Source organism: Streptomyces sp. NPDC107521, from assembly GCF_055598485.1.
On the sequence record NZ_JBVKAT010000012.1, the window covers coordinates 87135 to 110922 of the forward strand.

17 protein-coding genes are annotated in these 23788 nt (G+C 73.4%); 14 read left to right on the forward strand and 3 right to left on the reverse strand.

Annotated elements, in window-relative coordinates:
- The first annotated feature begins 19 nt into the window (after nucleotides 1-19).
- Nucleotides 20-250: a DUF6191 domain-containing protein gene (locus ACZ7LB_RS19255; RefSeq protein WP_471469644.1), complete on the forward strand. Its 231-nt coding sequence runs from the start codon at nucleotides 20-22 to the stop codon at nucleotides 248-250.
- Nucleotides 251-841: 591 nt separating this feature from the next.
- Here the strand turns inward: ACZ7LB_RS19255 and ACZ7LB_RS19260 are convergent.
- Nucleotides 842-2014, reverse strand: a complete 1173-nt coding sequence (locus tag ACZ7LB_RS19260) for a PQQ-dependent sugar dehydrogenase (protein WP_471469802.1) — start codon at nucleotides 2012-2014, stop codon at nucleotides 842-844.
- A 501-nt stretch (nucleotides 2015-2515) separates the two neighbouring features.
- On the reverse strand, nucleotides 2516-3514 hold the full coding sequence (locus ACZ7LB_RS19265) for an aldo/keto reductase (RefSeq protein ID WP_471469646.1): 999 nt from the start codon (nucleotides 3512-3514) through the stop codon (nucleotides 2516-2518).
- A gap of 74 nt (nucleotides 3515-3588) precedes the next feature.
- Here ACZ7LB_RS19265 and ACZ7LB_RS19270 point away from each other — a divergent pair, with 74 nt between their 5' ends.
- The 6 genes from ACZ7LB_RS19270 (at nucleotide 3589) to serA (ending at nucleotide 13823) form a co-directional block, all read left to right on the forward strand.
- The gene (locus ACZ7LB_RS19270) at nucleotides 3589-4530 is read left to right on the forward strand and encodes a 2-hydroxyacid dehydrogenase (protein ID WP_471469647.1); all 942 of its coding nucleotides are present in this window, start codon (nucleotides 3589-3591) and stop codon (nucleotides 4528-4530) included.
- A gap of 440 nt (nucleotides 4531-4970) precedes the next feature.
- On the forward strand, nucleotides 4971-8204 hold the full coding sequence (locus tag ACZ7LB_RS19275) for a putative bifunctional diguanylate cyclase/phosphodiesterase (RefSeq protein WP_471469649.1): 3234 nt from the start codon (nucleotides 4971-4973) through the stop codon (nucleotides 8202-8204).
- A 241-nt stretch (nucleotides 8205-8445) separates the two neighbouring features.
- Nucleotides 8446-10293 carry an acetolactate synthase large subunit gene (locus ACZ7LB_RS19280; protein ID WP_471469651.1) on the forward strand — a complete coding sequence of 616 codons (1848 nt, stop codon included), beginning with the start codon at nucleotides 8446-8448 and terminating at the stop codon, nucleotides 10291-10293.
- A gap of 34 nt (nucleotides 10294-10327) precedes the next feature.
- A complete protein-coding gene (gene ilvN, locus ACZ7LB_RS19285; RefSeq protein ID WP_161224780.1) occupies nucleotides 10328-10852 on the forward strand; it encodes an acetolactate synthase small subunit in 525 nt (174 codons plus the stop codon).
- A 115-nt stretch (nucleotides 10853-10967) separates the two neighbouring features.
- Nucleotides 10968-11966, forward strand: a complete 999-nt coding sequence (gene ilvC, locus ACZ7LB_RS19290) for a ketol-acid reductoisomerase (RefSeq protein WP_471469653.1) — start codon at nucleotides 10968-10970, stop codon at nucleotides 11964-11966.
- A 267-nt stretch (nucleotides 11967-12233) separates the two neighbouring features.
- Nucleotides 12234-13823 carry a phosphoglycerate dehydrogenase gene (gene serA, locus ACZ7LB_RS19295; protein ID WP_471469654.1) on the forward strand — a complete coding sequence of 530 codons (1590 nt, stop codon included), beginning with the start codon at nucleotides 12234-12236 and terminating at the stop codon, nucleotides 13821-13823.
- Between the two features lie 385 nt (nucleotides 13824-14208).
- Here serA and ACZ7LB_RS19300 read toward each other — a convergent pair whose 3' ends face one another.
- A complete protein-coding gene (locus tag ACZ7LB_RS19300) occupies nucleotides 14209-15492 on the reverse strand; it encodes a PucR family transcriptional regulator (RefSeq protein ID WP_471469656.1) in 1284 nt (427 codons plus the stop codon).
- Nucleotides 15493-15664: 172 nt separating this feature from the next.
- Here ACZ7LB_RS19300 and ACZ7LB_RS19305 point away from each other — a divergent pair, with 172 nt between their 5' ends.
- The 7 genes from ACZ7LB_RS19305 (at nucleotide 15665) to cimA (ending at nucleotide 23756) form a co-directional block, all read left to right on the forward strand.
- A complete protein-coding gene (locus tag ACZ7LB_RS19305; RefSeq protein ID WP_471469657.1) occupies nucleotides 15665-16591 on the forward strand; it encodes a proline dehydrogenase family protein in 927 nt (308 codons plus the stop codon).
- A gap of 91 nt (nucleotides 16592-16682) precedes the next feature.
- Nucleotides 16683-18314: an L-glutamate gamma-semialdehyde dehydrogenase gene (gene pruA, locus ACZ7LB_RS19310; protein ID WP_471469659.1), complete on the forward strand. Its 1632-nt coding sequence runs from the start codon at nucleotides 16683-16685 to the stop codon at nucleotides 18312-18314.
- Between the two features lie 88 nt (nucleotides 18315-18402).
- On the forward strand, nucleotides 18403-18936 hold the full coding sequence (locus tag ACZ7LB_RS19315; RefSeq protein WP_471469660.1) for a GNAT family N-acetyltransferase: 534 nt from the start codon (nucleotides 18403-18405) through the stop codon (nucleotides 18934-18936).
- A 266-nt stretch (nucleotides 18937-19202) separates the two neighbouring features.
- Complete coding sequence (locus tag ACZ7LB_RS19320; protein WP_265294565.1) at nucleotides 19203-19334, forward strand: hypothetical protein; 132 nt, start codon at nucleotides 19203-19205, stop codon at nucleotides 19332-19334.
- 75 nt (nucleotides 19335-19409) lie between these two features.
- On the forward strand, nucleotides 19410-20453 hold the full coding sequence (locus ACZ7LB_RS19325; RefSeq protein WP_471469661.1) for a 3-isopropylmalate dehydrogenase: 1044 nt from the start codon (nucleotides 19410-19412) through the stop codon (nucleotides 20451-20453).
- A gap of 273 nt (nucleotides 20454-20726) precedes the next feature.
- On the forward strand, nucleotides 20727-21815 hold the full coding sequence (locus ACZ7LB_RS19330; protein WP_471469663.1) for a branched-chain amino acid aminotransferase: 1089 nt from the start codon (nucleotides 20727-20729) through the stop codon (nucleotides 21813-21815).
- A 336-nt stretch (nucleotides 21816-22151) separates the two neighbouring features.
- Nucleotides 22152-23756: a citramalate synthase gene (gene cimA, locus ACZ7LB_RS19335; RefSeq protein WP_161224789.1), complete on the forward strand. Its 1605-nt coding sequence runs from the start codon at nucleotides 22152-22154 to the stop codon at nucleotides 23754-23756.
- Nucleotides 23757-23788 lie beyond the last annotated feature (32 nt).

Here is a 23788-nt window from a genome sequence, read left to right on the forward strand (position 1 = left end):
CGGCGCAGGGAGGCCCCCCGTGTTCAACGTGTTCGACGAAGTCTTCGCCCCGGGCCGCGAGCACACCCGCGACGAACGGAACCGGCTGGAACTGACCCGCGAGGACGTGGGGGACGCCGACCCGGGCCACGGCCCGATAGACCTCTCCTCCGGCCGGGTCGTCGTCCGCGCCCCGCAGCCGCCGGCGTCCGAGGAGCCCCCCGGTCGCTCCGGCGACCGGCCCGCGCCGGGTGGGGGAGACCCGGCTTAGAACCACCGCCGGGCCCGGAGGCGGGCCCCGCGACGGCGGCCCGCCGAAGGCCCGACGGCCACGTTCGCCTGCCCCGCCCGCCTGCCCCGTTCGCCCGCCGTGCCCGCCCGCCGGGCGGTGCGCCCCGGCCCTTGCCGGGCGGCTCCCCCAGGGCGGACCGCCCCGGCTCCGGTCGGGCGGTTCGCTCCGGCCCCCGCCGGACGGCTCTCACAGGGCGGGTCTGCCCCGGCTCGGTCAGGCGGTCTGCCCTGGCCCCCGCCGGGCGGTTCGCCCTGGCCCCCGCCGGGCGGTTCGCCCTGGCCCCCGCCGGGCGGTTCGCCCTGGCCCCCGCCGGGCGGTTCGCCCTGGCCCCCGCCGGGCGGCTCCCACGGGGCTGTCCGCCCCGGCCCCGGTCAGGCGGTCCGGTCCGGTTCCCGTGGGGTTGTCCACGCCGCTCCCGCCGGAGCGGGGGCCACCGCGGGATCCTCCCGGTGCCTCGGAGACCCGGGAACCCCGCCGCCCGCGTGTCGGCGGCGTGCCCCCGTTCGCCGGCTGCCTGCCCCGCGTCGCCGGCCGCGAGCCGGTGGGCGCGCCGCCGGTGGCCGGACGGCCTCAGTCCACCTTCAGCTCCAGGATCCGGTCGTCGCCGGGCTTCGGGTCGCCCCGGCCGTCCGTGTTGCTGGTGACCAGCCACAGCCTGCCGCCGCCCGCCGCCGCGACCGTGCGCAGCCGCCCGTACTCGCCGTCGAGGAACGCCTGCGGCGCGGCGGACTCCTCCGTGCCCTTCAGCGGGACGCGCCACAGCCGCTGTCCGCGCAGTGCCGCCATCCAGACCGAGCCCCCGGCGAACGCGATGCCGCTGGGACTGGCCCGGTCCGTCGGCCACTCGGCGACCGGGTTGCGGAAGGCGGGGTCGTCCGACCTGCCCTCCACGTCGGGCCAGCCGTAGTTGCCGCCCGGCCCGATCGCGTTCAGCTCGTCCCAGGTGTCCTGCCCGAACTCCGAGGCGAACAGCCGCTGCCGGCCGTCCCAGGCGAGGCCCTGCACGTTCCGGTGGCCGTAGGAGTAGACGACGGAGCCGGGGAACGGGTTGCCGGGCGCGGGCTCGCCGTCCGGCGTCATCCGCAGGATCTTCCCGCCCAGCGACTTCTTGTCCTGCGACAGCGCCTTGTCGCCGCCGTCGCCGGTGCCCGCGTACAGCATCCGGTCGGGGCCGAAGGCGATCCGGCCGCCGTTGTGCACGACGCCCTTCGGGATGCCCCGGAGCACCGTGCTGGGCGCGCCCAGTTGCCGTCCCGGCGGCTTCTGGGGGTCGTACAGCATGCGCACGATCCGGTTGTCCGAGACCGTGGTGAGGTAGGCGTAGACGAGGCGGTCCGAGCCGTGGTCGGGGGAGAGGGCGATGCCGAGCAGGCCGCCCTCGCCCTCCGCCGCCACCCCGGGTACCTCGCCCAGTTCGGTGTGCTTCCCGGTCCGCTCGTCCACCCGCGTGATCGTGGCGTCGTCGCGGGAGGACACCAGCAGTCCGCCGTCGGGCAGCGGAGCCAGTCCCCAGGGGCTGCGCAGCTCCGTGGCGACCGTCCGCAGCACCCGCACGGAGCCCTTCGCGGGCGGTGCCTGCTCGGTCGGCGCGCCCGGGGGCGACCCGGTGCCGCCGGGCGCGGTGCCCGCCGTACCGGGGGGGCCGGGGCTCGCGGAGGTCCCGGTCAGCGGGGGCCATCCGCCGTCGCCGGAGGAGCAGCCGGCCGTCAGCAGCAGGGCGGCGCAGGCCAGCGCTGCCGTCACGGTTGGACGTGGCACGATCTCGGTCCCTTCGACGCGGCGGTTCCCCCTGTCATACACCGGCGGGGCCGCCCGGGTTCCCGTTCCGCGCATCCCATGGCCCCCGGCCGGCCGACGCCCCCGGATCCCGGCCCCGCGCGGGGGCTCACCGGGGCCGCCCGGTACCGCGCCGGTGCGGCGGGCAGGGGAGGGGCGCTCTCCCGTCCGGACCGGCCGGCCCACGCCCCGTCCGGACCGGTCCGTACCCCGGCCGGTCCGCGCCCGTCCGTACCCGTCCGTACCCTGGCCGGTCCACGGCCGGTCCACGCTCCGGCCGGTCCGGACGGGGCCCGCTTCAGGACCGACGCGACATCCCGGCCCGCCGCCGGTCGGCGGACGTACGACCACCGGGCCGAGCACCCCGCCCCGCCCCGCCCCGTCCCGCCCCGTCCCGCCCGATCCCGTCCCGTCCTGCCACGTCTTCCCCGCCCCGCCCCGCCCCGTCCGGTGCCGCCCCGGGCCCGGTCAGTCCCACGAGCCGCGGGCCGGCGGCAGGGCCGCCATCTCCGCCAGGTCCTCCCCGGTCAGCTCCAGCTCCGCCGCCCCCGCGTTCTCCGTCACCCAGCGCTCCCGCTTGCTGCCCGGCACCGGCACCACGTGCGGCCCCCGCGCCAGCACCCAGGCCAGCGCCACCTGCGCCGGGGTCACCCGCTCCCCGTGCCGGGCGGCGATCCGGCGCAGCCCCGCCACGATCGGCTGGTTGGCCGCCATCATCTCGGCCGTGAACCGGGGATGCCGGGCCCGCAGGTCCTGCGGCTCGAACCCCTGGCCCGGCGTCAGCGTGCCGGTCAGGAAGCCGTTGCCGAGCGGCATCGCCGCGAGGAAGCCGATCCCGCGCGCCTCGCACCAGGGCAGCAGCGAGCGCAGCGCCTCCGGCGACCACACCGACAGCTCGGCCTGCACCGCGCTCACCGGGAACACCTGCTGCACCCGCTCCAGTTGGCGGATGGTCTGGTCGTGCAGCCGCGCCCCCGGCCGCCGCGACGACCGGGCCCCGACCGCGCACAGCCCCAGCGCCCGCACCTTCCCGGCCCGCACCAGCTCCGCCATCGCGCCCCAGGTCTCCTCCACCGGCACCTCGGGATCGGCCCGGTGCAACTGGTAGAGGTCGATCACATCCGTCTGCAGCCGCCGCAGCGAGGCGTCGCAGGCCCGCCGCACGTACCCCGGGCGGCCGTTGGCCACGACGTGCTGGTCGCCGACGAGCAGCCCGACCTTGGTCGACACGAACGCGTCGGCCCGTCGCTCCCTCAACACCCGCCCCAGCAGCAGCTCGTTGGTGAACGGGCCGTACATGTCGGCGGTGTCCAGCAGGGACGCCCCGAGGTCCAGGGCGCGGTGCACCGTCCTGAGCGACTCGTCCCCCCGCTGCCGCGAGGCGCTGTACGCCCAGTTCATCGGCATGCAGCCCAGACCGACGGCCCCCACCGAGAGCGCCGTCGCGCCGATCGTCCTGCGCTCCACCTGCTCGTGACCCTCCCTCGTCAGGCCACCCAACCTAACCTCTGCCGCCTGACGCCCTGACATAGCCTCCTGGCATGACTGCTGACGTGTGGCTGCCCATCCCGCCGGACGAGATCGAGGGACTCCCCGAGGGGCCCGCCTACCGGTTCTGGAACGGCGGCGAGGAGTACCCGGCCGACCCCGCCGACTGCGCCTACTACGTCGTGCCCTATCTGAGGCCCAGCGGCGTCGTCACCCGCCCGATGCCCCTGATGCGCTCCGTCCGCGCGGTCCAGACGCTGTCCGCCGGGATCGACCACGTGCAGCCCGCGCTCGCGGACCTCCCCCCGGGCGTCCTGCTGTGCAACGCGCGGGGCGTCCACGAGGCCAGCACCGCCGAGCTGACCCTCGCCCTGATCCTGGCGTCCCTGCGCGGACTGCCCGACTTCGTCCGGGCCCAGGACCGGGGGGAGTGGCTGGCCGGTTTCCGCCCCGCGCTCGCGGACAGCAGGGTGCTCATCGTCGGGTACGGCTCCATCGGCGCCGCCATCGAGGACCGGCTCACGCCCTTCGAGGTCGCGCCGGTCGTGCGCGTCGCGCGCTCCGCGCGCACGACGGAGCGCGGCCCCGTGCACCCGTACACCGACCTGCCCGGACTGCTGCCGGAGGCGGACGTCGTCATCCTCTCCACGCCCCTCACCGACGCCACCCGGGGCCTGGCCGACGCCGCCTTCCTGGCCCGGTTGAAGGACGGCGCCCTGCTGGTCAACGTCGCCCGCGGCCCCGTCGTCGACACCGGCGCGCTGCTGGCCGAACTGCGCGCCGGACGCCTCACCGCCGCCCTCGACGTCACCGACCCCGAGCCACTGCCGCCCGGCCACCCCCTCTGGACCGCTCCCGGCACCCTGATCAGCCCGCACGCCGGCGGACCGACGGCCGCGTACTGGCCGCGCGCCAAGCGGCTGATCGCCGACCAGCTCACCCGCTTCGTCAAGGGCGAGCCGCTGCGCAACGTGATGCTGACGACCGGCGGCTGACCCCGGCGGCCGGGGCGGACCGCCCCGCCCTCCGGGGCGCGCGCCACCGGCTCCTGCACCCTCCGCGCTCCCCCCGGCGCCGCCGGTGCCCGCATTCCCGCTGGTCGTCACGGAGCGTAGAGAACCTATGTCCCTGAGTGACGAGACTGGTGTATCGTCCGACAGGGGAAAAGCGCCGCACACCGTGGGGCGCCGGGGACGGACTTGGCAGACAGCGATGGGGGGCGACGGGCAATGCACGGCCTGTGGACGAACGATCCGACGCGGCGGAGCCGCCGCCGACGGCCCTGGCACGCGGCCCCGCCCGGCCGCGGCCACCGCGACCGCCAGGACGGCGGGTGCCCGCCGCGCGGCCCGCACCAGCGCCGTCCGAGCTGCCGCCGGAAACAGCTCCACCGCGCCCCGAGGGACGCGGGGGCGGTGCGGACCCGGGGGTCACGATGAGCCCGCCGCCCGCCCTGACCGCGCTGGACGACGCCCCGCGCGCCCGGCCCGCGCCGGCCCCGCGCCCGCGCCGCCCGCCCGCCTCCGGCGGCGGCCGGTCCCTGCTCCGCCAGCTCCTGCTGGCCCTGGTCTGCGCCGTCTTCGCCGTGGGCTCCGCGCTCGGCTGGGGCTCGCCCCACGCGGCCCAGGTCATGGGCGACTTCGGGCTGAGCGCGGCGGCCGGCACCGCCGCCGTCTCCTGCCTGCTGTACGCGCGCAGCGGCCGGGCCCGGTTCCGGCCCGCCTGGACGCTGTTCGCCCTCTCCTCGGCCATGGCCTCGCTGGGCAATCTGGTGTGGGGGTGGTACGAGGTCGTGCTCGAACGGCCCGTCCCCACCCCCAGCTACGCCGACCTGTTCTTCCTGTGCTTCGCGCCGCCCGCCATCGTCGGCCTGCTGGTGCTCGCCAAGCGGCCGGTGACCAAGGCGGGCTGGATCTGCCTCGGCCTCGACGCCTGGCTGATCGGCGGCTCCCTGCTGACCCTCGCCTGGAGCCTCGCGCTCGCCCAGGCCGCCAAGGCCGACGGCGGCACGGGCGTGGCGCGCTCCGCGCTCTCCGTCGCCTATCCGCTGCTGGACATCGCCCTGGTCAGCATGGTGCTCGCGCTGCACTTCCGGCGTTCCCCGGTGCACCGGTCCGCCGTGAACACCGCCATCGGCGGGCTCGCCCTGACGGTGATGTGCGACGCCCTGTTCACCTCGCCGCTGCTGCACAACAGCTACCGCAGCGGGCAGTTGCTCGACGCCGGGTGGTTCGCCGGATCGCTGCTGCTCGCCTACGCGCCCTGGGCCGCCTCCCGGCACAGCCTGCCCGCGGCGGGGGAGACCGTCGCCGGGTTCGGCCGGCCGCTCCGCGAGCACCTGCCCGCCCAGCGCGCCGCGGGCCCTCCGGACGGGACCTCCGCGCCCCCGGTGTTCGCGCCCCCGCCGTTCGCCGGGCCGCCCTCCGCGCACCCGCCCTCCGCGCACCCGCCCTCCGCGCCCCCGGTGTTCGCGGGGCCGCGCGCGGGCGGCCCGGCGGTCCCCGACGCCCCCGCGCCGGGCGGCGACCACGGCCGGCACCCCGGGGCCCGGCCCCTCGCCGGATCACTGGCCGCGCTGACGCCCTACCTCGCCGCCGCCGTCTGCACCCTGGGCATCCTGTACAACGTGCTCAACGGCCGCAGCGTCGACCGCGTGGTGCTGCTGACCGGGGGCACCGTGGTGCTCGCCCTCGTCGTGCGCCAGGGCATCATGCTCCTCGACAACATCACCCTCACCCAGGAACTGGCCCAGAAGGAGAACCACTTCCGCTCCCTGGTGCAGGGCTCCAGCGACGTCATCATGATCGCCGCCCCCAACGGTGTGCTGCGCTACGTCTCCCCGGCCGCCGCCGGGGTCTACGGCCGCCCCGCCGAGGAGCTGGTCGGCGGCGAGCTGGCGGGCCTCATCCACCCCGAGGACCTCGGCTGCGTCGTCCACGAGGTGCGCCGCTTCCTCGCCGCCAGCCCCGCCGAGGAGCCCACCACCCGCATCGAGTGCCGGTTCCGGTCCGGCGACGGCGGCTGGCTCAACGTCGAGTCCACCGTCAACCGCCACCACGGCGGCCTGATCTTCAACAGCAGGGACGTGACCGAGCGGGTGCGCCTCCAGGCGCAGCTCCAGCACAACGCCGAGCACGACCCGCTCACCGACCTGCCCAACCGGGCCCTGTTCACCCGGCGGGTGCAGCAGGCCCTGTCCGGCCGCCGGGCCGCCGACCGGGGCGCCGCCCAGCGCGGCACGGCGGTCCTCTTCATCGACCTGGACGGCTTCAAGGCCGTCAACGACACCATCGGCCACCAGGCGGGCGACGAACTGCTCGTCCAGGCCGCCCGCAGGCTCCAGGACTCCGTCCGCCAGGGGGACACCGCCTCCCGGCTGGGCGGCGACGAGTTCGCGGCCCTGATCGCCGGTGACGGCACCCGGGACCGCGCCGCCCGCGAGGGCCACCTCCTGGAGCTCGCCGACCGGCTGAGAACCACCCTCTCCGAGCCCTACGCCATCGACGGCAACGACGTCCGGGTCAACGCCTCCATCGGCGTCGCCCTCGCCGAGCCGGGCCTCGGCGCGGGGGAGCTGCTGCGCAACGCCGACCTCGCCATGTACCGGGCCAAGGCGGCCGGGAAGGGCCGCGTCGAGCTGTACCGGCCGCAGATGCAGCAGGACGTCGTCCGCAGGGCGGAGCTGGCCTCGCGGCTGCGGGCCGCGCTGCACCACGGGGAGTTCGCGCTGCTGCACCAGCCGGTGGTCTCCCTGGCCGAGGGCCGGATCGACTCGGTCTGCGCGCGGGCGCGCTGGCGCTCCTCGCAGGGCGTGCTCTTCACCCCGGCCGAGTTCCTGCGCGTCGCGGACGACGGCGACCGCACCGCCGAGCTGGACCGCTGGGTGCTCCAGGAGGCCGTCGAGCAGGCCGCCGAGCGCGCCGCGGCCGGGCTCGGGGTGTCCGTGGCGGTCCGCCTGGGCGCGGGGCGGCTGCTGGACCGCTCGATGACCCTGGGCTCGGTGGAGGCCCTGCTGACCCGGCACGGGCTGCCGCCGGGCGCCCTGGTGATCGAGCTGTCCGACACCGACCCCCGGATCGCCCTGGACGAGCTGGAGCGCCGGCTGAACGCCCTCAAGCGGGTCGGCGTGCGCATCGCGCTGGACGGCTTCGGCAACGGCCACGCGGCCATCACCGCGCTGCGGCGGCTCCCCGTCGACGTCCTCAAGCTCGACCGCGGCCTGGTGGAGGGCGTCGTCGAGTCCGCCCGGCTGCACAAGATCACCAGCGGGCTGCTGCGGATCGCCTCCGACCTCGGGCTGAAGTCCGTGGCCGACGGGGTGGACCTGCCCGAGCAGGTCGTCGCCCTGCGCGCCATGGGCTGCACCCACGGGCAGGGCATGGCCTTCTCCGGCCCGCTGGAGGAGTACCGGCTGCGCAGGGCCCTGGGCGCCGGGCACTACCCGGTGCCGATCGGTCCGCCCCGGCCCGTCCACGCGGGCGGCGGGGGCGTCTACCCCGCCGGCCGGCCCGCCGTGCACCCCGTGGTCCATCCCGGCGCCGCGGGCGGCGCCGTGCCCGCCGGGTACCCTGCGGGCGTCAACGGCTCGGTGCCTCCCGGGCTGCCCGCCGTCCTCACCGGTGGGACGGCCCTGCGACCACATGCTGAGACTCCCGTCCCACCCACTTGACAGTGGACGCGTGCCGGGGGGAGGGTCAGAGCCATGCGCACCCGAATTCTCGTACTTGGAAAGCGCGTCGGCTGAAGCAGGTGACGTCCGGGCCGACCGGACTCCCCGCGACCCACACCCGGCGCGCTCCCCTCGCTTGCCTTTTGGCACGAGGGGTTTTTTGTTGCACAAACACCGCAGCACCGCGGTCACCAACCGCGCAAACCTGGCAAAACACCTCAGCATCGAGAAGAGAATGCCGATGACCGAGCAGGCAACCGGGGCCCAGCACCCGCAGCCGAGGCCCCGTTCCGGAGGACAGCAGTCCGCCACCGAGCACGTCACGGGTGCGCAGGCCCTCATCCGCTCCCTGGAGGAGGTCGGCGCCGACACGGTATTCGGCATTCCCGGCGGCACGATCCTTCCGGCCTACGACCCGCTGATGGACTCCACCCGGGTGCGCCACGTCCTCGTCCGCCACGAGCAGGGCGCCGGCCACGCGGCCACCGGCTACGCCCAGGCCACCGGCAAGGTCGGCGTCTGCATGGCGACCTCCGGCCCCGGCGCCACCAACCTGGTCACCCCGATCGCCGACGCCAACATGGACTCCGTGCCGCTGGTCGCGATCACCGGCCAGGTGGTCTCCTCCTCGATCGGCACGGACGCCTTCCAGGAGGCGGACATCGTCGGCATCAGCATGCCGATCACCAAGCACAGCTTCCTGGTGACCAGGGCCGAGGACATCCCCCGGGTGATCGCCCAGGCGTTCCACATCGCCTCCACCGGCCGCCCCGGCCCGGTCCTGGTCGACATCCCCAAGGACATCCTCCAGAAGAAGACCACCTTCTCCTGGCCGCCGGTCATGGACCTGCCCGGATACCGCCCGGTGACCAAGCCGCACGCCAAGCAGATCCGCGAGGCCGCCAAGCTGATCACCGCCGCCAAGCGGCCCGTCCTCTACGTCGGCGGCGGCGTGATCAAGGCGGGTGCCACCACCGAGCTGAAGGTCCTCGCCGAGCTCACCGGAGCGCCCGTCACCACCACCCTGATGGCGCTCGGCGCGTTCCCCGACAGCCACCCGCTGCACGTGGGAATGCCGGGCATGCACGGTGCGGTCACCGCCGTCACCGCGCTGCAGAAGGCCGACCTGATCGTCGCCCTCGGCGCCCGCTTCGACGACCGCGTCACCGGCAAGCTGGACAGCTTCGCCCCGCACGCCCGGATCGTCCACGCCGACATCGACCCGGCCGAGATCGGCAAGAACCGCGCCGCCGACGTGCCCATCGTCGGTGACGCCCGCGAGGTCATCGCCGACCTGGTCCAGGCCGTGCAGAAGGAGCACAGCGAGGGCAACCGCGGCGACTACACCGCCTGGTGGAAGGACCTCGACCGCTGGCGCGAGACCTACCCCCTGGGCTACGAGCAGCCCGCCGACGGCTCGCTCTCCCCGCAGGCCGTCATCGAGCGCATCGGGCAGCTCGCACCCGAGGGCACCATCTTCGCGGCCGGCGTCGGCCAGCACCAGATGTGGGCCGCCCACTTCGTGCAGTACGAGCAGCCCGCCACCTGGCTCAACTCCGGCGGCGCCGGAACCATGGGCTACGCCGTCCCCGCCGCCATGGGCGCCAAGGCCGGCCGCCCCGAGCGCGCCGTCTGGGCCATCGACGGCGACGGCTGCTTCCAGATGACCAACCAGGAACTCACCACCTGCGCCCTGAACAACATCCCGATCAAGGTCGCCGTCATCAACAACGGCGCCCTCGGGATGGTCCGCCAGTGGCAGACCCTGTTCTACAACCAGCGGTACTCCAACACCGTGCTGCACTCCGGCCCCGACGACGTCAACCCCGAGGCCCGCGGCACCCGCGTCCCCGACTTCGTGAAGCTGTCGGAGGCCATGGGCTGCCACGCCATCCGCTGCGAGGACCCGGCCGATCTCGACAAGGTCATCGAAGAGGCGAACTCCATCAACGACCGTCCGGTCGTCGTCGACTTCATCGTCCACGAGGACGCCATGGTGTGGCCGATGGTCGCCGCCGGCACCTCCAACGACGAGATCATGGCCGCCCGGGACGTCCGCCCCGACTTCGGCGACAACGAAGACGACTGACCGCAGACGACTGAGCGAGAGAGACCCGAAGACCATGTCCAAGCACACGCTCTCCGTCCTGGTGGAGAACACCCCCGGCATCCTCGCCCGGATCGCCGCCCTCTTCTCCCGCCGCGGCTTCAACATCGACTCCCTCGCCGTCGGCGTCACCGAGCACCCGGACATCTCCCGCATCACCATCGTGGTGAGCGTCGAGGAGTTCCCCCTGGAGCAGGTGACCAAGCAGCTCAACAAGCTGGTCAACGTGCTCAAGATCGTCGAGCTGGAACCCCATCACGCCGTTCAGCGCGAACTCGTTCTGGTGAAGGTGCGCTCCGACAACGAGACGCGCTCCCAGATCGTCGAGATCGTGCAGCTCTTCCGCGCCAAGACCGTCGACGTCTCCCCGGAGGCCGTCACCATCGAGGCCACCGGCAGCAGCGACAAGCTCGCCGCCATGCTCAGGATGCTGGAACCGTACGGCATCAAGGAACTCGTCCAGTCCGGCACGATCGCCATCGGCCGCGGTGCCCGTTCGATCACGGACCGCTCCCTGCGCGCCCTGGACCGTTCCGCGTAACGACGGAGGCGGGCGGCCCCGGTCACCGGCGCCGCCCGCATTCCGAGACCCCGAGACCCGCCCTCCCCCCACCGGCATACGGTGGGACGCAACACCGCACACAAGGAGATACCCAGTGGCCGAGCTGTTCTACGACGCCGACGCCGACCTGTCCATCATCCAGGGCCGCAAGGTCGCGGTCATCGGTTACGGCAGCCAGGGCCACGCCCACGCCCTGTCGCTGCGCGACTCCGGTGTCGACGTGCGCGTCGGTCTGCACGAGGGCTCCAAGTCCAAGGCCAAGGCCGAGGAGCAGGGCCTGCGCGTGGTGAGCCCCTCCGAGGCCGCCGCCGAGGCCGACGTCATCATGATCCTGGTCCCGGACCCGATCCAGGCCCAGGTCTACGAGGAGCACATCGCCGGCAACCTGAAGGACGGCGACGCCCTGTTCTTCGGCCACGGCCTGAACATCCGCTACGGCTTCATCAAGCCCCCGGCCGGCGTCGACGTCTGCATGGTCGCCCCCAAGGGCCCGGGCCACCTGGTGCGCCGCCAGTACGAGGAGGGTCGCGGCGTCCCCTGCATCGCGGCCGTCGAGCAGGACGCCACCGGCGACGCGTTCGCGCTGGCCCTGTCCTACGCCAAGGGCATCGGCGGCACCCGCGCCGGCGTCATCAAGACCACCTTCACCGAGGAGACCGAGACCGACCTCTTCGGCGAGCAGGCCGTGCTCTGCGGCGGCACCGCCGCCCTGGTCAAGGCGGGCTTCGAGACCCTGGTCGAGGCCGGCTACCAGCCCGAGATCGCCTACTTCGAGTGCCTCCACGAGCTGAAGCTGATCGTGGACCTCATGTACGAGGGCGGCCTGGAGAAGATGCGCTGGTCGATCTCCGAGACCGCCGAGTGGGGCGACTACGTCACCGGCCCCCGCATCATCACCGACGCCACCAAGGCCGAGATGAAGAAGGTCCTCGGCGAGATCCAGGACGGCACCTTCGCCAAGAACTGGATGGACGAGTACCACAGCGGTCTGAAGAAGTACAACGAGTACAAGCAGCAGGACGCCGAGCACCTGCTGGAGACCACCGGCAAGGAGCTGCGCAAGCTCATGAGCTGGGTCGACGAGGAGGCGTAGGGCCCCGGCCGCAAGGGGGTCCCGGACGAGCGTCCCGGACCCCCCGGCCCACGCCGGGCGGCACCGCTCCCACGGTGCCGCCCCCTCATCCGCCCACCAACGGGTGATCGTTTGGCAGAGGCGCAGGACGCCGCCCGCCGCGCCACTACACTGCTGCACAACAACGCGTCAGGCTCACAGCGTCGTGCGTCTTCCACGCGGCCACTCAACCCTCCACCGCATGCGGCCGTCGGGACGGCCGTCCGCATTGGACCTGTGAGGACTCACGTGAGCTCGAAACCCGTCGTACTCATCGCTGAAGAGCTGTCGCCCGCCACCGTGGACGCGCTTGGCCCCGACTTCGAGATCCGCCACTGCAACGGCGCGGACCGTAGCGAGCTGCTGCCCGCCATCGCCGACGTGGACGCCATCCTGGTGCGCTCCGCCACCAAGGTCGACGCCGAGGCCATCGCCGCCGCCACCCGGCTGAAGGTCGTCGCCCGCGCCGGTGTCGGCCTGGACAACGTGGACGTCTCCGCCGCCACCAAGGCCGGCGTGATGGTCGTCAACGCCCCGACCTCCAACATCGTCACCGCCGCCGAGCTGGCCTGCGGTCTGCTCGTCGCCACCGCCCGCCACATCCCGCAGGCCAACGCCGCGCTGAAGAACGGCGAGTGGAAGCGCAGCAAGTACACCGGTGTCGAGCTGGCCGAGAAGACCCTCGGCGTCGTCGGCCTCGGCCGCATCGGCGCCCTGGTCGCCCAGCGGATGTCCGCCTTCGGCATGAAGGTCGTCGCCTACGACCCCTACGTGCAGCCCGCGCGCGCCGCCCAGATGGGCGTCAAGGTCCTGCCGCTGGACGAGCTGCTGGAGGTCGCCGACTTCATCACCGTCCACCTGCCCAAGACCCCCGAGACCCTCGGCCTGATCGGCGAGGAGGCGCTGCGCAAGGTCAAGCCCAGCGTCCGCATCGTCAACGCCGCGCGCGGCGGCATCGTCGACGAGGAGGCGCTGTACGCGGCGCTCAAGGAGGGCCGGGTCGCCGGCGCCGGCCTCGACGTGTACGCCAAGGAGCCCTGCACCGACTCGCCGCTGTTCGAGTTCGACCAGGTCGTCTGCACCCCGCACCTCGGCGCCTCCACCGACGAGGCCCAGGAGAAGGCCGGCATCGCCGTCGCCCGGTCGGTGCGCCTCGCCCTCGCCGGCGAGCTGGTCCCGGACGCGGTCAACGTCCAGGGCGGTGTCATCGCCGAGGACGTCAAGCCCGGCCTGCCGCTGGCCGAGCGCCTCGGCCGGATCTTCACCGCGCTGGCCGGCGAGGTCGCCGTCCGTCTCGACGTCGAGGTCTACGGCGAGATCACCCAGCACGACGTCAAGGTGCTGGAGCTGTCCGCCCTCAAGGGCGTCTTCGAGGACGTCGTCGACGAGACCGTCTCCTACGTCAACGCCCCGCTGTTCGCGCAGGAGCGCGGCGTCGAGGTCCGGCTGACCACCAGCTCCGAGTCGCCCGAGCACCGCAACGTGGTCACCGTGCGCGGCACCCTCGCGGACGGCCAGGAGGTCTCCGTCTCCGGCACGCTGGCCGGTCCGAAGCACCTCCAGAAGATCGTCGCCATCGGCGCGTACGACGTCGACCTCGCCCTCGCGGACCACATGGTGGTGCTGCGCTACGAGGACCGCCCCGGTGTCGTCGGCACCGTCGGCCGCGTCATCGGCGAGGCCGGGCTCAACATCGCCGGCATGCAGGTCTCCCGCTCGACCGTCGGCGGCGAGGCGCTCGCCGTGCTCACCGTCGACGACACCGTGCCCGCCGGGGTGCTGGCCGAGGTCGAGGCCGAGATCGGCGCCACGTCCGCCCGCTCGGTGAACCTGGCCTGAGGCGCCCGGCCCCGTACGGGGCCGCCCTCCACGCCGGACGGGCCGACCAGCGAGGTCGGCCCGTCCGGCGTTTCCGCGCCCGCTCCGGCACCCGTTCCGCGCCCGGTGGCTGCCCCCTGGGGGCCGGGTGCCGCCGGACGCCGGGTATACGGGGCGCCGGCGGGCAGCGTCCGCGCCCGCGGAGCCGCCGTCCTCGGGGCCCCTGTCCGCGGAGCCGCCGTCCTCGGGCCCCTGTCCGCGGACCGCCGCCCGCCCCGAGCCCTGTCCGTGGAGCCGCCGCCCGCGGAGCCCCTCCGCCCCCGCGGCCGTCCGGGGCACAGGCCCCGCGCCCCGTCACCCTGGGCCCCGCGCCCCGTCTCCCCGGGTGGCGGCGTCGGGAGAGGCGCTACAGGCGGTGCGCCTTGAGTGCCATGTGCAGCAGCAGCCGGTCCTCGCCGTCGTCCAGGTCCAGCCCGGTGAGCTGCTCCACCCGGGACAGCCGGTAGTACAGCGTCTGGCGGTGGATGCCCAGCTCGGCGGCGGTGCGCCCGGCCTGCCCGGCCCGGTCCAGATACACCTCGGCGGTGCGGGCCAGCTCCCGGTGGGCGGGCCCCAGCAGCGCCCGCACCGCCACGTCCTTCCCCGCGCGCGGCGGCAGCGCGGTCAGCAGGCGGTACGGCCCGATCGACGCCCACTGGGCCACCGGCCCGAACCCCGGCTCCGCCAGCGCCGCCCGCGCCGACGCCGACGCCTCCCGCCACGCCTCGGCCAGCTCCGCGAGCCCGGTGCGCGGCCCCGCCACCCCCGCCGCCGCGCCCCGGGCCCGCTCCAGCAGCCGCCCCGCCGCCGCGAGCGCCGGACCCGGCACGTCCGTCGACCGCAGCCGCACCAGCAGCGCCAGCGCGTGCCCGGCCGGCCCCCACGGCACCGTGCACAGCGCCTCCGCCCCCGGCACCGTGCGCACCGACGGCGCGTCGTCCGGCGCCGAGGCCCAGGGCGCCACGCACACCACCGTGTGCGGGGTGTCGGCGCGGGCCCCCAGCGCGGAGCGCAGCTCCGCCACCGCCATCTCCCGCTGCCAGTCCCGCTCGGCGGTCAGCACCGCCCGCAGCTCCCGGCTCAGGTCCGCGCCCTGCTGCGCCTCGTCCGCGAGCAGCGCGCCGATCCGGGCGGTCACCTCCATGGCCGCGGCGAGCTGCCGCTCCGTGGGGCCCGGCTCGGTGTCCAGCAGCCAGACGTAGCCGAGGACGACACCCCGATGGCGTACCGGCAGGCAGATCCTTCCCCGGTACACGCCCGCCTCCGGCGTCGGCGGGATGCGCACCGGGCCGGTGGCGCGGGTGATGCCGAAGCCCTCGAACCACTCCCGCACCGCCGCCGTCGAGCGGCGGGTGAGGATCGAGCGGGTGCGCACCGGGTCCAGCGCGGACGGGTCGAGGTCCCCCTCGCTGTCGTAGACGCCGAAGGAGATCAGCTCGAAGTCCCGGTTCTCCAGCGTGGCCGGGGCGCCCAGCAGCTCGGAGATCTCGTCCACCAGCTCCTGGTACTCGCCCCGGGCCCGGACGGCACCGCCCCCCGTGCCCCCGGGGGCGCCCCGGTCCCCGCTGTCCCCGGCCGCGCCGGGACCGCTGGCCTCCCGGGGGTCTCCTGAGCCTCTGGAATCCGACGTCACCCGGACATTCTGTCGCATGACGCCGTGCTTTTCAGACAGATGTCTGAGATCCGGGGCACGGATGCGTGACGTCTGTCGATAGCCCGGGAACCGGGGCGAACCTAGATTTCACGGTGGTTCTCCGTGCCGTTCCCGGAACGTCCGTTCCCGTCGGACCGGCCCCGTTCTGGTTGGTAAGTGGAGGTGCCCCGTGCTGGGTCCCGTGATTCTCGCCGCGTCGCGCAGCGACCGGATGCGCCGTCTGGTCTCCGCCGCGCCGGTGACCAAGCCGGTCGTCGACCGCTTCATCCCGGGTGAGCGGGTCGACCAGATCCTCCCCATCATCCGCGACCTGACCGATCGGGGCCTCGAACTGACGATGGACGTCGTCGGCGAGGACATCACCCGCCCCGACCAGGCCGAGGCCGCCCGCGACGCCTATCTGGAGCTGATCGAGCACCTCGGCCCGCTGGAGCTGGGCACCCGTGCCGAGATGTCCGTCAAGCTCTCCATGTTCGGCCAGGCGCTGGACGGGGGCCACGAGCTGGCCCTGAAGAACGTCCGCCCGGTCGTCGAGGCCGCCGCCGCCGTCGGCACCACCGTCACCCTGGACGCCGAGGACCACACCACCCTCGACTCGATGTTCGCCATCCACGAGGAGCTGCGGAAGGACTTCCCCGAGACCGGCTGCGTCATCCAGGCGTACCTCTTCCGCACCGAGGACGACGCGCGCCGCCTCGCCGCGAGCGGCTCTCGCGTACGGTTGGTGAAGGGCGCCTACAAGGAGCCCGCCGAGGTCGCGTACCAGGACAAGCACGAGATCGACAGGGCGTACGTCCGCATCCTCAGGACGCTGATGGAGGGCGAGGGCTATCCGATGATCGGGTCCCACGACCCGCGTCTGATCTCCATCGCCCAGGAACTCGCCCGGCTCGCGGGCCGCAAGCTCGACGAGTACGAGTTCCAGATGCTCTACGGCATCCGCGGCGACGAGCACCTGCGGCTGGCCGCCGAGGGCCACCGCATGCGCGTCTACACCGCCTACGGCACCGACTGGTACGGCTACTTCATGCGCCGTCTGGCGGAGAAGCCGGCGAACCTGCGTTTCTTCGTCCGCTCGATGGTCAGCAAGGGCTGAGCGGCCGGGGCCCTCGCCCCTCGGGGCGGAGCAGCCCACCGATCCCGCAGCACAGCTCGAAACCGCTCAACGTCAAGGAGTCCCGGAACTTATGGACGCTGTGACCCAGGTCCCCACCCCCGTCAACGAGCCGGTCCACGGCTACGCCCCCGGCTCGCCCGAGCGCGCCCGTCTGGAGGCGCGGCTCAAGGAGCTGGCCGACAACCCCGTCGACCTGCCCTGCACCATCGGCGGCGAGAAGCGGATGGGCGGCGGCGAGCGCTTCGACGTCGTGCAGCCGCACAACCACAAGGCCCGCCTGGGCACGTACGCGAACGCGACCCAGCAGGACGCCCGGGACGCCGTCGACGCCGCCCTGGCCGCCGCCCCCGCCTGGCGCGCGATGTCCTTCGACGACCGCGCGGCGATCATCCTGCGCGCCGCCGAGCTGCTGGCCGGCCCCTGGCGCGAGACCATCGCCGCCTCCACCATGCTCGGCCAGTCGAAGACCGCCCAGCAGGCCGAGATCGACAGCCCCTGCGAGCTGGTCGACTTCTGGCGGTTCAACGTCCACTACGCGCGCGGCATCCTCGCCGAACAGCCCCCGGCCAACTCGCCGGGCGTGTGGAACCGCATGGACCACCGCCCGCTGGAGGGCTTCGTCTACGCGATCACGCCGTTCAACTTCAGCGCCATCGCCGCCAACCTGCCCACCGCCCCCGCCCTCATGGGCAACGTGGTGGTCTGGAAGCCGTCCCCGACGCAGACCCACGCCGCCGTGCTGCTGATGAGCCTCCTGGAGGAGGCCGGGCTGCCCAAGGGCGTCATCAACCTCGTCACCGGTGACGGCATCGACGTCTCCGAGGTCACCCTGAACCACCGCGACCTCGCGGGCATCCACTTCACCGGCTCGACCCGGACCTTCCAGTACCTGTGGAAGACGGTCGGCGCCAACATCGAGAAGTACCGCACCTACCCGCGCCTGGTCGGCGAGACCGGCGGCAAGGACTTCCTCGTCGCCCACCCGAGCGCCGACCGCGCCGTGCTCAAGACCGCCCTGACCCGCGGCGCCTTCGAGTACCAGGGCCAGAAGTGCAGCGCCACCTCCCGCGCCTACGTCCCGGCGTCCATCTGGAACGACGGCTTCAAGGAGGAGTTCGCGGCCGAGATCGACGGGCTCACCATGGGTGACGTCACCGACCTCTCGCACTTCGTCGGCGCCGTCATCGACGAGCGGTCCTTCGCCAAGAACAAGGCCGCCATCGACCGCGCCCACGAGGACGCGACCTGCACCGTCGTCGCCGGCGGCACCTACGACGACTCGGTCGGCTACTTCGTCCGCCCGACCGTCATCGAGTGCTCCGACCCGGAGAACGAGGTCTTCCGCACCGAGTACTTCGGCCCGATCCTCGCCGTGCACGTCTACGAGGACGACGCCTACGACGAGATGCTGACGCAGATGGAGGCCGTCTCCGACTACGCCCTCACCGGCTCGGTCGTCTCCGCGGACCGCGCCGCCGCCGCGTACACCATGGAGAAGCTCCGCTACGCGGCCGGCAACTTCTACATCAACGACAAGTCGACCGGCGCCGTCGTCGGCCAGCAGCCCTTCGGCGGCGGCCGTGCCTCCGGCACCAACGACAAGGCCGGTGCCCCGCAGAACCTCATGCGGTGGACGCTGACCCGCGCGATCAAGGAGACGCTGGTCCCGCCGACCGACTACTCCTACCCGCACATGGGCTGACGTCCGGCGCGATCCCGACGGGCCGGGTCCTCCCGAGGACCTGGCCCGTTCCGCGTCCCCGCGCCGGGCCCGCGGCGACAATGGCCCCATGACCCCTCGACCGCGCCTCGCCCACACCGCCGACCTCGCCCCCGGTGAGCTGGCCGCCGTCCGCGTCCTCCTCGACGACGCCTTCGACGGCGACTTCAGCGACGACGACTGGGACCACACCCTCGGTGGACTGCACGCCCTCGTCCACGACGGGCGGGGCCTCGCCGCGCACGGCGCGGTGGTGATGCGACGGGTCCGGCACGCCGGGCGGTGGCGGCGCGTCGGCTACGTGGAGGGCGTCGCCGTCCGCTCCGACGTCCGGCGCACCGGCCTCGGCGGCCTGGTGATGGACGCGCTGGAGACCGTCGTCACCCGCGCCTACGACTTCGGCGCGCTCTCCGCCTCCGCCGACGGCGCCGCCCTCTACGCCTCCCGCGGCTGGACCGTGTGGAGCGGACGCCTCCTCGCCCTCGGCCCCGGCGGCCCCGTCCGGCTGGCCGACGAGGAGGGCAGCACCCGCGTCTGGCCCGCCCCGGACGCCGCCGAGGACCCCGAGCTGCTCTTCGACTGGCGCGACGGCGATGTCCTCTGAGAGATCACCGCAGGTCAGCGGGGTGTGAGGGGGTTCACCGTCTCAGATAGTAGGAAGCCCGAGTAATTGTGCAGACAGACACTCCCCGCTCCCTTACTTTTGTAGGAGCCGAACGTACTCGCCGACCAGGCGAATGGCGGTCGTGAGCCGTGCCCCTGCGCAGGAAACCCCTGCGGCACCGGCTCCCCGCCCACTCCGGCGTCTCGAACCCCCTTTCTCCGCACCGTTCCCCGCACCGTCGTGTGCCGTGCCGAAGGAGCTGTCCCATGGCCGAGACCGCCGTCCGCCGCCGTGTCCGTCACCACTCCCGTACCAGCGACTCCGACCGCAGGAACGCCGCCGCGGCGCTCCAGCGCGCCCTCGACCGCCGCGACAACGGCGGCTCCACCGGCCACTGAGACACGGTCCGACCCGCGCTGTCCGTATCGCGGACGCCGCGTGTCATCCCGTGGGACAGGGAGTACGGTGCCGTCATGTCTCGCAGCATCAATCTCGCAGTGATCCCCGGTGACGGCATCGGCCAGGAGGTCGTGGCCGAGGGTCTGAAGGTCCTCTCCGCCGTCCTTCCGCAGGACGTGAAGCTGGAGACCAGGGAATTCGACTTCGGCGCCCGGCGCTACCACGCCACCGGTGAGACCCTCACCGACGCCGACCTCGACGCCCTCAAGGGCCACGACGCCATCCTGCTCGGCGCGATCGGCGACCCGTCGGTCCCCTCCGGCGTGCTGGAGCGCGGCTTCCTGCTCAAGCTCCGCTTCGCCTTCGACCACCACGTGAACCTGCGTCCGTCGAAGCTGCTGCCGGGGGTCGCCAGCCCCCTCGCCGGAGAGCCGGAGATCGACTTCGTCGTCGTCCGCGAGGGCACCGAGGGCCCCTACACGGGCAACGGCGGCACGATCCGCAAGGGCACCGAGCACGAGGTCGCCACCGAGGTCTCCGTCAACACCGCCTTCGGTGTCGAGCGCGTCGTCCGCGACGCCTTCGCCCGCGCCCAGGCCCGCCCCCGCAAGAAGCTCGCGCTCATCCACAAGAACAACGTGCTGACCTTCGCCGGTCACCTGTGGACGAACGTCTTCAACGCCGTGGCCGCCGAGTTCCCCGAGGTCACCACCGAGTACATGCACGTGGACGCGGCGACGATCTACCTCGTCACGCAGCCCGAGCGCTTCGACGTGATCGTCACCGACAACCTCTTCGGCGACATCATCACCGACCTCGCCGCGGCCGTCTCCGGCGGCATCGGCGTCGCCGCCAGCGGAAACATCAACCCGGCCGGCGAGTTCCCCTCGATGTTCGAGCCGGTGCACGGCTCCGCGCCGGACATCGCCGGCCAGGGCAAGGCCGACCCCACCGCCACGGTCCTGTCCGTCGCCCTGCTCCTGCGCCACCTCGGCTACGAGGCCGAGGCCGCCCGGATCGACGAGGCGGTCGCCGCCGACCTCGGCGAGCGCGCCGGACAGCCCGCCCGCAGCACCACCGAGATCGGTGACGCGCTCGCGGTACGCGTGGCAGGCTGACACCCGCCGAGCACCTCGAGCACATCCCTTCGAAGCCGCCGGGTCCATGACACAGGGCACCCGGCGGCTTTCTCCCGTCCCCGCCGGGTGCGATTATCGAACCCCGGGCCGCTGCCACGCCGTTCGGCCGTCACCGTCCCGGCGTTCCCCCATGCGCGATAATCGGACATGAAGCCGCGACGTGAGGGAATGCTCGGACGTCCCAGCACCGGCCACCGGCCGTGCGGGCGTGACAGCGGCTCGTCACAACCACACCGGTGAGGACAACGACCCATGACGACGCCCACGATCGAGCTCAAGCCCTCCGCCCACCCCCTCTCCGACGCGGAACGCCGGACGATTCTGGCCAACCCCGGGTTCGGCCGTCACTTCACCGACCACATGGTGACGGTCAAGTGGACCGAGGGCCGCGGCTGGCACGACGGCCAGCTCGTGCCGTACGCCCCCCTCGCCCTCGACCCGGCCACCATGGTGCTGCACTACGCGCAGGAGATCTTCGAGGGGCTGAAGGCGTACCGGCAGCCCGACGGTTCCGTCGCCACCTTCCGGCCGGAGAAGAACGCCCGCCGCTTCCAGGCGTCCGCCCGCCGCCTCGGCATGCCCGAACTGCCCGTCGAGACGTTCACCGAGGCCTGCGACGCGCTGGTCCGCCAGGACCGCGAGTGGGTCCCCGGGCACGGCGGCGAGGAATCCCTCTACCTGCGGCCCTTCATGATCGCCACCGAGGTCGGCCTCGGCGTCCGCCCCGCCAACGAATACCTCTTCCTGGTCATCGCCTCCCCGGCCGGCGCCTACTTCTCCGGCGGGCTGAAGCCCGTCTCCATCTGGATCTCCGAGGACCGCGTCCGCGCCGTCCCCGGCGGCATGGGCGACGCCAAGACCGGCGGCAACTACGCCGCCTCCCTGCTCGCCCAGGCCGAGGCCGCGACCAAGGGCTGCGACCAGGTCTGCTACCTCGACGCCGTCGAGCACCGCTGGGTCGAGGAGCTGGGCGGGATGAACCTGTACTTCGTCTACGGCGACCGGATCGTCACCCCGTCCCTCACCGGCTCCATCCTGGAGGGCGTCACCCGCGACTCCCTCCTCACCGTCGCCCGCGACCTCGGCTACGAGGCCGAGGAGGGCCGCGTCACGGTCGACCAGTGGCAGCGCGACTCCGAGAACGGCACCCTCACCGAGGTCTTCGCCTGCGGCACCGCCGCCGTGATCACCCCCGTCGGCACGGTGAAGCGGGCCGGGGCCGAATGGCGGCAGAGCGGCGGCGAGACCGGTGCGGTCACCCAGCGGCTGCGGGACGCCCTGCTCGACATCCAGCGCGGCACCGCCCCCGACCCCCACGGCTGGATGCACCGCCTGGCCTGATCTCCCGGCGGGCGTCCGGACCCCGGTCCCGGACGCCCGCCGTTCGCATCCTGAGACGGGCGGTGGAGACGGCGCGGACTGTGCCAGACTGCGACCGTGCTCTCGTTCGCCACGATTATTGGCAGCAGGCGCGCCGGTCCGCAGTGACCACCTCGTACGACCAGGTACGGGTGGACACCGTCGTCCTCGACCCGCGCGCAGACCTCTCGCACCCGCGAGAGGTTTTTCTGTTTCCCGGCCCACCCCGCACCGGGAAGAGAGCACGCGGGATCATAGACGGACGGTGGAACCGGTTATTCCGGTAGACCGAGATCCCCCTACAGGAGTCCTCAGATCATGACCGCAACCAGCGAACTCGACGATTCGTTCCACGTCTTCGACACCACCCTCCGCGACGGCGCCCAGCGCGAGGGCATCAATCTCACCGTCGCGGACAAGCTGGCCATCGCACGGCACCTGGACGACTTCGGAGTGGGCTTCATCGAGGGCGGCTGGCCCGGCGCCAACCCGCGCGACACCGAGTTCTTCGCCCGCGCCGCACAGGAGATCGACTTCCGGCACGCCCAGCTCGTCGCCTTCGGCTCCACCCGCCGCGCCGGCACCAGCGCCGCCGACGATCCGCAGGTCAAGGCCCTGCTGGACTCCGGGGCCCAGGTGATCACCCTGGTCGCCAAGTCCCACGACCGCCATGTCGAGCTGGCCCTGCGCACCACCCTCGACGAGAACCTGGCCATGGTCGCCGACACCGTCGCCCATCTCAAGGCGCAGGGCCGCCGCGTCTTCGTCGACTGCGAGCACTTCTTCGACGGCCACCGCGCCAACCCGGAGTACGCCACCGCCGTCGTCCGCGCCGCCGCCGACGCGGGCGCCGACGTCGTCATCCTCTGCGACACCAACGGCGGCATGCTCCCCGCGCAGGTCCAGGCCACCGTCGCCGACGTCCTCGCGGAGACCGGCGCCCGCCTCGGCATCCACGCCCAGGACGACACCGGCTGCGCCGTCGCCAACACCCTCGCCGCCGTCGACGCCGGCGCCACCCACGTCCAGTGCACCGCCAACGGCTACGGCGAGCGCGTCGGCAACGCCAACCTCTTCCCCGTCGTCGCCGCCCTGGAGCTCAAGTACGGCCGGACGGTCCTCCCCGAGGGCCGGCTCCGCGAGATGACCCGGATCTCCCACGCCATCGCCGAGGTCGTCAACCTCACCCCCTCCACCCACCAGCCCTACGTCGGCGTCTCCGCCTTCGCCCACAAGGCCGGGCTGCACGCCTCCGCCATCAAGGTCGACCCGGACCTCTACCAGCACATCGACCCCGAGCTGGTCGGCAACACCATGCGGATGCTCGTCTCCGACATGGCCGGCCGCGCCTCCATCGAGCTCAAGGGCAAGGAACTCGGCATCGACCTCGGCGGCGACCGGGAACTCGTCGGCCGGGTCGTCGAACGCGTCAAGGAACGCGAGCTGCGGGGCTACACCTACGAGGCCGCCGACGCCAGCTTCGAACTGCTGCTGCGCGCCGAGGCCGAGGGCCGCCCCCTCACCTACTTCCGCGTCGAGTCCTGGCGGGCCATCGTCGAGGACCGCCCCGACGGCAGCCACGCCAACGAGGCCACCGTCAAGCTCTGGGCCAAGGGCGAGCGCATCGTCGCCACCGCCGAGGGCAACGGGCCCGTCAACGCCCTGGACCGCGCCCTGCGGGTCGCCCTGGAGAAGATCTACCCCGAGCTGGCCAAGCTCGACCTCGTCGACTACAAGGTCCGCATCCTGGAGGGCGTGCACGGCACCCAGTCCACGACCCGGGTCCTGATCGCCACCACCGACGGCACCGGCGAGTGGTCCACGGTGGGCGTCGCCGAGAACGTGATCGCCGCCTCCTGGCAGGCGCTGGAGGACGCCTACACCTACGGGCTGCTGCGCGCCGGAGTCGCCCCCGCGAAGTGACCCCGCCGTTCCCGTTCCCCCCTCCGCGGCCC

Excerpts from the sequence above, each read along its gene's own strand:
- ACZ7LB_RS19270 (WP_471469647.1), top strand. The coding sequence starts at position 3,589 with ATGACTGCTGACGTGTGGCTGCCCATCCCGCCGGACGAGATCGAGGGA.
- ACZ7LB_RS19275 (WP_471469649.1), top strand. The coding sequence starts at position 4,971 with ATGAGCCCGCCGCCCGCCCTGACCGCGCTGGACGACGCCCCGCGCGCC.
- ACZ7LB_RS19280 (WP_471469651.1), top strand. The coding sequence starts at position 8,446 with ATGACCGAGCAGGCAACCGGGGCCCAGCACCCGCAGCCGAGGCCCCGT.
- ilvN (WP_161224780.1), top strand. The coding sequence starts at position 10,328 with ATGTCCAAGCACACGCTCTCCGTCCTGGTGGAGAACACCCCCGGCATC.
- ACZ7LB_RS19300 (WP_471469656.1), bottom strand. The coding sequence starts at position 15,492 with ATGCGACAGAATGTCCGGGTGACGTCGGATTCCAGAGGCTCAGGAGAC.
- pruA (WP_471469659.1), top strand. The coding sequence starts at position 16,683 with ATGGACGCTGTGACCCAGGTCCCCACCCCCGTCAACGAGCCGGTCCAC.
- ACZ7LB_RS19315 (WP_471469660.1), top strand. The coding sequence starts at position 18,403 with ATGACCCCTCGACCGCGCCTCGCCCACACCGCCGACCTCGCCCCCGGT.
- ACZ7LB_RS19320 (WP_265294565.1), top strand. The coding sequence starts at position 19,203 with ATGGCCGAGACCGCCGTCCGCCGCCGTGTCCGTCACCACTCCCGTACC.
- ACZ7LB_RS19325 (WP_471469661.1), top strand. The coding sequence starts at position 19,410 with ATGTCTCGCAGCATCAATCTCGCAGTGATCCCCGGTGACGGCATCGGC.
- ACZ7LB_RS19330 (WP_471469663.1), top strand. The coding sequence starts at position 20,727 with ATGACGACGCCCACGATCGAGCTCAAGCCCTCCGCCCACCCCCTCTCC.
- cimA (WP_161224789.1), top strand. The coding sequence starts at position 22,152 with ATGACCGCAACCAGCGAACTCGACGATTCGTTCCACGTCTTCGACACC.